Source organism: Mesorhizobium sp. M6A.T.Cr.TU.016.01.1.1 (genome assembly GCF_003952585.1).
Lineage (GTDB): Bacteria > Pseudomonadota > Alphaproteobacteria > Rhizobiales > Rhizobiaceae > Mesorhizobium > Mesorhizobium mediterraneum.
The window spans coordinates 3,010,450-3,017,228 of record NZ_CP034452.1 but is presented as its reverse complement, the minus strand read 5'-3'; the positions used below and the strand labels follow the sequence as shown (position 1 = coordinate 3,017,228).

4 protein-coding genes and 2 pseudogenes are annotated in these 6,779 nt (G+C 65.7%); 2 read left to right on the top strand and 4 right to left on the bottom strand.

The genetic code is table 11. The features are described 5' to 3' along the window. Positions 1–2 precede the first annotated feature (2 nt). Entirely contained in the window at positions 3–851 is an 849-nt protein-coding gene (locus tag EJ075_RS14565; RefSeq protein ID WP_245458155.1) for an ATP-binding cassette domain-containing protein, read from the top strand. Further along, positions 848–1,651, top strand: coding sequence for a dipeptide/oligopeptide/nickel ABC transporter ATP-binding protein (locus EJ075_RS14560; protein WP_126104812.1), 804 nt, complete (start codon positions 848–850; stop codon positions 1,649–1,651). The genes EJ075_RS14565 and EJ075_RS14560 overlap by 4 nt, the downstream gene beginning before the upstream one ends. Here EJ075_RS14560 and ggt read toward each other — a convergent pair. The 4 genes and pseudogenes from ggt to EJ075_RS14540 all read right to left on the bottom strand — a co-directional run bounded on the left by ggt (position 1,645) and on the right by EJ075_RS14540 (position 6,626). Next, entirely contained in the window at positions 1,645–3,231 is a 1,587-nt protein-coding gene (gene ggt / locus EJ075_RS14555; protein ID WP_126104811.1) for a gamma-glutamyltransferase, read from the bottom strand. The two genes, EJ075_RS14560 and ggt, sit on opposite strands and share 7 nt — an antisense overlap. Positions 3,232–3,359: 128 nt before the next feature. Further along, entirely contained in the window at positions 3,360–4,214 is an 855-nt protein-coding gene (locus EJ075_RS14550) for a TIGR01459 family HAD-type hydrolase (RefSeq protein WP_126104810.1), read from the bottom strand. Then, positions 4,211–5,405, bottom strand: a pseudogene (locus tag EJ075_RS14545) (FGGY-family carbohydrate kinase); the annotation flags it as partial. The pseudogene EJ075_RS14545 and the gene EJ075_RS14550, both read right to left, overlap by 4 nt. A gap of 188 nt (positions 5,406–5,593) precedes the next feature. After that, positions 5,594–6,626 (bottom strand): annotated as a pseudogene (locus EJ075_RS14540) (class II aldolase/adducin family protein). Positions 6,627–6,779 lie beyond the last annotated feature (153 nt).

Here is a 6,779-nt window from a genome sequence, read left to right as displayed (position 1 = left end):
TGCTGCCGGCTTCCGCCAGGATTGGCGGCCGTATTGACTGGTTTTTGCGATCGCCGTCATCCTGGGGCGCCAAGGCACCCCCCTCTGTCCTGCCGGACATCTCCCCCTCAAGGGGGGAGATTGCGCTCTCATCTCCGCCTTCGCCGATCTCCAAGGTTGCAGGAAGGGACCCAACAGCGAAACTGCTAATCTCCCCCCTTGAGGGGGAGATGTCCGGCAGGACAGAGGGGGGCCTCATGGAACGCAAAGCTCAAAAATCCGTCGCCAAACCCACCCACCCCCCCCTCGGTGGCCGCGACATCGGCTTCGTCTTCCAGGACCCGTCGGCCAGCCTCGATCCGGTGATGGCGGTCGGCGAGCAGATCGCGGAAGTCGCGCACGCGCATCTCGGCCTTACCTGGTCGCAATCCTATGCCAGGGCAAAAACCCTGCTTGAACGCGTCCGGCTGCCCGACCCGGACGCCGCTTTGCGCGCCTATCCGCACCAGCTTTCCGGCGGCCAGAAGCAGCGCGTGGCGATCGCCGCCGCGATCGCGGCCGGTCCGAGATTGCTGATCGCCGATGAGGCGACCAGCGCGCTCGACACCATCGTGCAGGCCGAGATCGTCGCCCTGATCCGACAATTGGTAGCGGAGGACGGCATGACGCTGCTGTTCGTCAGCCACGACATCGCGCTGGCCGCCGAGCTGGCCGAGCGCATCACCGTATTCCAGCACGGCGAGCTGGTCGAGCTCGGCGCGACGGCGCAGATCATCGCTAGCCCGCGCCACGCCTACACAAGAGCGCTGCTCGACGCTCATCTCGGCCTCGACGCCGAACCGTTGTTGGAGCGGGCAGGAGCGTCGAGGTGAGCAGTCCATTGCTGGCCGTTTCCGGCCTGACCAAACGATATCGTCGCGGCGGCAAGACGATTGCCGCCGTCGATGACGTTTCCTTCGACATCGAGCCCGGCGAGACGCTGGCGCTGGCCGGGCCTTCCGGCAGCGGCAAGTCGACGATCGCGCGGCTGATGCTGCGGCTGATCGAGCCCGACGCCGGCCGCATCGAGTTCGAAGGCGGCGATTTCCTGTCCTTGAACGGCGCTGCCTTGCGCGCCCGGCGTGCGCGTCTGCAAATGGTGTTTCAGGACCCGCTTGCCGCCTTCAACCCCCGCGCCAGCGTCGCACGCGTGCTCGACGACCCCCTGCGCATCCATGGCATCGCCTCTCGAAAGGAGCGCCCGCGCCGCATCGCTGCTTTGCTGGAGCGCGTCGGCCTGAGCGCCGATCTCGCCGGCCGCGCCATCCACGAGGTCTCGGGCGGCCAGCGCCAGCGCGTCGCGATCGCTCGCGCCATCGCGACAAACCCGTCGCTGATCGTGCTCGACGAAGCAGTGTCCGCGCTCGACGTATCGGTGCGTCGGCAGATCCTGCAATTGCTGCTCGATCTGCAACGCGAGGAGCGGATCGCCTATCTGTTCATTTCGCATGATCTCGGCGTTATCAGCGCCATCGCCCATCGTGTCGTCATCCTCGACGCCGGCCGCACCGCCGAGAGCGGCGACGCCCGTGCCGTCATCGACGCGCAGTCGGCGATCGGCAAGGCGCTGGTGGCGGCAGCGCCAAAACTGAACAGGACCAGCAAAGGCTCAGACGCGTCCAATCGTCAGTAACCCAGCGCGCAACCATCCTTGCGTGGATCGGACGCGCCGGTAAGCGTGCCCTTGTCCCAGTCGATCAGCACCAGCTGGCCGCCGCCATGCGGCTCGGTCGCGATGGACAGCTGATGGCCCCGCTCGCGCAGGCCGGCGATCGCATCGGCCGGAACGCCACGCTCCACCTCCACAGTATCTTGTCTGTAAAACACCCTCGGCGCATCCAGCGCCTCCTGCGGGTCCATGCCGAAATCGATCATGTTGGTGAGCAGGTGGACATGGCCGAACGGCTGGTAGCCGCCACCCATCACGCCGAACGGCATGATCGCCCGGCCCTTGGCTGTCACCATGCCCGGCATGATGGTGTGCATGGGGCGTTTTCCCGGTGCGATGCAGTTTGGGTGGTCCGCCGCCAGGCAGAAGCTGCTGCCGCGGTTCTGCAGCACGACCCCGGTTTTTGGGCCAACCAACCCGCTGCCGAACGAATGAAAAGTCGAGTTGATGAAGCTGACCGCATTACGGTCGCGGTCGACCACCGAGATGTAGACGGTATCGCTCGGCTGAAGCTCAAGCCGAGGCAGATGCGTCATCGCGCGCGCCGGATCGATCTCGGCGCGAAGCTGGTCCGCATGGGATCTGGACAACAACTGCTGCACGGGGACATGGACCTGGTTCTGGTCGCCGATGAAATTGTCGCGGTCCTGATAGGCAAGCCGCCCCGCCTCGATCTCGAGGTGAAAGCGCTCGGCGCCGTTCGGTTCCAGCGAGCCGAGCGAAAAGCCCGACAGCACATTCAGCATGATCAGTGCCGTCAGCCCCTGGTTGTTCGGCGGCATCTGATGGATATCGTAGCCCCGGTAGGACGTGCCGACCGGCCTGACATAGTCGCCCTTCGTGGCCGCAAAATCGTCGAGCGCATGCAGCCCACCGAGAGCACGCAGACGCGACACCAAGTCGTCGGCAACCTCGCCTTCATAGAAGCCGGCACGACCGCGGCGCGACACGATGCGTAAGGTGTCGGCCAGTTGAGGCTGTCGGTGCAGCTCGCCGGCCAGCGGCGCCTTTCCATCCGGCAGAAAAATCCGCGCGGCATGTTCGTCGGCGGCCAGCAAGGCAGCACTGTCAGCCCAGTCGAAGGCGACGCGGTCTTGGACGACATAGCCCTGCTCGGCGTAACGTATGGCGGGCGCCAGCGCGGCGTCGATGCCCTTTCTGCCGTGATCCTCGAGCAGCCGGCACCAGGCGTCGATGGCCCCCGGCACGGTAACCGCGTGCGGACCTGATTCAGGCAGTGCGTCATGCCCCCTGTCCAGATACCACTCAGCCGTCGCTGCTGCAGGTGCGCGGCCCGAGCCGTTGAAGGCCAGGACCTCGCCTTGGCCGTTGGGGCAGTAAAGGACGAAACAGTCGCCGCCGATACCGGTCGATTGCGGCTCGACGACTGCCTGCACCGCAGCCGCGCACACGGCTGCGTCCATTGCGTTGCCGCCGGACCGCAGCATCTCGACCGCCGCCAGTGTCGCCAGCGGATGTGATGTCGCGGCCATCGCTTCCGTCGCACGAACCGGCGACCGCCCGGGGAGTTGAAAATCACGCATGCAGGATCAATAGCCTCCGACGAATCAGATGTGAACTGGCAGCGGCGGCCAAAGAGCTACGCCACCGAAAGCACCACGACCGACACCACAATCACCGTGCAGCGCTCAACCTTGGGAGATCGCCGAGCTCAATCCGCAAACTTGAAAAGATCTGTCGTGTAATCCGGGTATGCGTTCAGCCCATCGAAAAGGTCGGCCAGGTCAGGGGTGTCTGCCAATATTCCGGACAAGACCAGCGCAGTCGCCACGCCGGCGCCAATTCCACCGGCAATATCGTGTTCGACGCTGTCGCCGACACAGACCACGGTGCTTCGGTCCGGGTTGCCCGCCAGCGCCAGCGCGGCATCGAAGATCGGCGCGTAGGGCTTGCCAATGCGGGTGACGCTGCCGCCGAGGCTCTCGTAGAGGTCCGCAAGCTGGCCGGCGCCAAAGCGGGGGCCTACTGCCGTCAGCATGATCTTGTCGGGATTGGTGCAGAAGCATGGCACCTGCCGCGCTGCTGCCGGTGCAAAAAGTCTGCGATAGTGGTCGATGTCGTAGCGATCGCCCTCGCTGGCGGCGATCAGCACCAGCTCGGCATCGTCGCCGTCGCTGGTCAACGCGAAAGACAGACCTTCAATCGCCGAGCGGTCGCCTTCCCTGCTGATCAGCAAGCACTTGGTGTTTGGACGCAGCTTTCCAGATGCCGCCATTTCATGAAACGACCGCCACGCGATCTCGCCGGAAGAGACAAATTGATCCCAGCTTCCTGGTTCGAAGCCGAGCTTCAGCAAGCGGGCCTCGTTGGGCGGTGCCCGCCTGCCGGAGTTCGAGACCAGCACAATCGTCTTGCCTGCGCGCTTCAGCGCCGACAATGCCTCCACGGCGCCCGGATAAGGATTGGTGCCATCGTGCAGCACGCCGAACTGATCGAGCAGGAACACCTGATAGCGCTCAACCAGCGCGCCGATGCCGTCTAGATGCTCAACTGTTTTCGTGCTCACGAAAGCCCCGCTTCGATTGCGCCCATCAGCGCCAGCCGCGCCGTGCCGGCGGCCGCCTCGTCGGAAAGCGCCGGCAAGAAACCAACGCCCAGCTTGCGCTGCCGGATCGCGGTCCAGGCGGGATTTGCCGCACCGCCGCCGACGCTTCTGACCGACGTCAATCGCGGGGCGCCGAGTTCGGCAAGCCGGCGATAGCCGAGCGCCTCGATCCCGGCAATGCCCTCCAACATCGCTTTCAGATAGTCGGCGTCGTCCGCAGGCCGCGGCGTCAGGCGTGGCGGCAGAGCAGGATCGGCGATCGGAAAGCGTTCGCCGACCGCCGGAAGCGGATAATAGTCGAGGCCGGTCTCCGTCGTGGGGTCGATCGCCGCACTCAGCTCGATGATGCGCGCGAGGGGAAAATGCTGCGCCAGCACCTTGCCCCCCGAATTCGACGCACCACCCGCCAGATAGGCATCTCCCAACCGGTGACTATAGATGCCGAACTGCGGCGCCGAGATCGGCCGGTCGGAGAGGATCTTGATGGTCAGCGAGGACCCCAGCGCGGTGACGCCGTCGCCAACTGCCGCAGCGCCCGTCGCCAGGAACGACGCGCAGCCGTCCGTCGTCCCGGCGACCACGGCGACGTCACGCTCCAGGCCGAACAGGTCCGCAGCGCTCGCGGTGAGCGTTCCGACCACATCGCCCGGTTTGACGACATCGGGAAGGAATTCCATGCGCATGCCAGTTGCCGCGATCCAGTCCGGCCAGCGGCGGCCCTCGACGTCGTAGCCGGTTTTCAGGGCATTGTTCTCGTCGCTGATATCGAAGCGGCCGGAGAACTGCCCCGCGATCCAGTCGGCCTGATGCAGCACCGCGGCGACGCCGGGCAGGCGCTGGAACGACAGCGCCTTGGCGAGACCGGACGTTGGCCCAAGTGCTGCGCTCGTTGCCGGCGCCTCGCGCGCGATCACGGCGAGGATCGCGTCGTCGTCGACTTTGTCGTTGTACATCAGCGGCTCGACCAGCGGCCGCCCGGCGCCGTCGACCGGCAGCAACGTGCCCGAAGTGCCGTCGACGGCAATCGACCGGACCGCCGCGCGATCGATGCCTGAAGCAGTTCCGTCAGCGCCGCGCCGACCGCTGACCACCACCGAGGTCGCGGCATCCTGGCCAATCTGTCGAGTGGACGGCGGAACGCGCGGCTATCGAAAGTCCGGCCGCATAGCGACCGGCGACCGATGGCCGATCGATGCCGATCGGAACGCTCTGCTCGGCGCCCAGTGACCCACCGGTCGATCATTCAGTGGACGGCGACGCGCGCTATCGAGTCCGGCCGCATGCGCGGCGCGCGCACTGGTGCCGATCGAGCGATCGAAGCTGGTCGATTGCGCGCCATGTCAGCCGCCGGCGGCATTGAGTTCTGGCGATACTGCTCGCGTCCAGTGATCAGTTCATCTCCGGCGGTCAGATAGTTCAGCTCGCCGCGACGTCGACCCGCGCCGTCACGTCGGCGAGGCAGCGTTGCATGGCGTCGGCGCCGGCACTGGCGTCGCCGCGCATCAGCACGCCAAGCCCGGGAAACAGGATTGCCGCGGGTGCCGTGCCGCACCGTTCGGTGACACGCTTCACATCCTCGCCAGGTCTCGCCACGACCGAACCCTGGCCGAGAAAGATGACGTGATCGGGATAGAGGCTGCCTCCCGACGCCATGCGGCAGCTTTCCGGATCGATCGCGGCCGCATGCGCTTCGATATCCGCCGGCAACCTGTAACCGGTGCGTCCGATGAGCGCTGTCAATGCGGCAACGTTCGGCTCCACCACCTCGCGCGGCGGCCGCGCCAGCAGCCCTGCGACGCGACGCAGCAGTGCCTCGGCGTCAGCGACGGTCTCGGCAGCGACGACCAGCCCGTGATTGCCAAGGATCAGCACATCGACGCCTGGCCGAAGGCGCTCGGCAATGCCCTGGGCAAGCGGCAGGCCCGGTCGGCGATAGGCAACATACGCCCATTCGATGCCATCCAGGCGCTTGGCGATTTGAGCCTCGCAGTCGGCCTGCACGGCAAGCGAAATGGTGTCGACGCAGTGGACATGCAGAACGACGCGCTGCGGCATCAGCGCATGAACCGTGGTCTCGATCGAGGGACGCAGCCTGCGGGCATTGAGCGCCTCGATGGCGAAACCTTGTGGCTGATCGGCGGCCGGGTCGCGCTGCTCGACAGCCCTAAGCAGCGGGGGGATCGCCACGGGAACCATGATGTCTTCGGCGAGCGCATTCTTCAGCCAGGTGCCGGAAGCCTTGATCCAGAGCGTGTCGCCAGCCTTCAGCGAAGTGTTGCCGCCCGCGGCCTGGGTCAAATGCGGGTCGCGCCCGATGCTGGCCGAAAGCGACCGCAAAGCAGCCAATTCCTGCGCGTCCGCATAGTTTGCCATCGAAACTCCTCCACAAACCGGCCGCGTGGCCACGGCTTTGGACGTCCCGCTGCCGGGATAATGGTTCACGCTGGTATCGCAGATGCGAGTAAGTTGCGTCAATAGTGATCTTATCTCGTCAAATCGAGCTTGCAATCCGACACGTGTTGAGTA

What these genes read in the sequence shown, in the direction of transcription:
- ggt (WP_126104811.1), bottom strand. Translation starts at nt 3,231, where the DNA reads ATGCGTGATTTTCAACTCCCCGGGCGGTCGCCGGTTCGTGCGACGGAA.